1 protein-coding gene is annotated in these 509 nt (G+C 61.9%); it reads right to left on the bottom strand.

Annotated elements, in window-relative coordinates:
• Nucleotides 1-509 (bottom strand): baseplate J/gp47 family protein (locus tag ACW9IR_RS29600; protein WP_457466156.1); only part of this gene is annotated, 509 nt, incomplete at both ends.

Raw genomic sequence — 509 nt, 5'->3', positions numbered from 1 at the left:
GGTACTTCGGGCATCACCATGGCCAGCAGATCATCGCCGTGGCCATGGTTGCCCTGGTCGCGAATGTGCGAATTGATTTGCTCCAGGTAAGTTGCCGCCGGCACACCTGCATCAAACAACACAAAGGCATTCGCGCTGCCCGGGCCACGCGGTGCGCCATGTTCGAAGTAAACGCCGTCCGGACGCACGCCCGGAAAGGCCGAGATCATGGCGCGATACACCGCGTCGGTGTGCCACTGATTCACGGCCGAGAACTGGTTGCGCACGCGCAAACGCAGCTGGTCGTTCGGTTCCGGATCCGCACCTGGTGATTCCAGCCAACCGTCCTTGTTCACTACCTGAACAATGCCGGGGATGGGCACCGGCAGAATGGCGTAGTAACCCGGGGCGAGGTTGAAACCACTGCCTGATTCGATCGCCTCCACCGGGACTTCCAGCTGCAGCTGGCCCGCGACGAACGTCGCCGGCGCCGTGGTAATCAATTGGTACACGTTGCCGTTGATGGCGGC

Source organism: Pseudomonas sp. SDT291_1_S447, from assembly GCF_054070155.1.
This window is presented reverse-complemented; position numbering and strand designations above follow the sequence as displayed.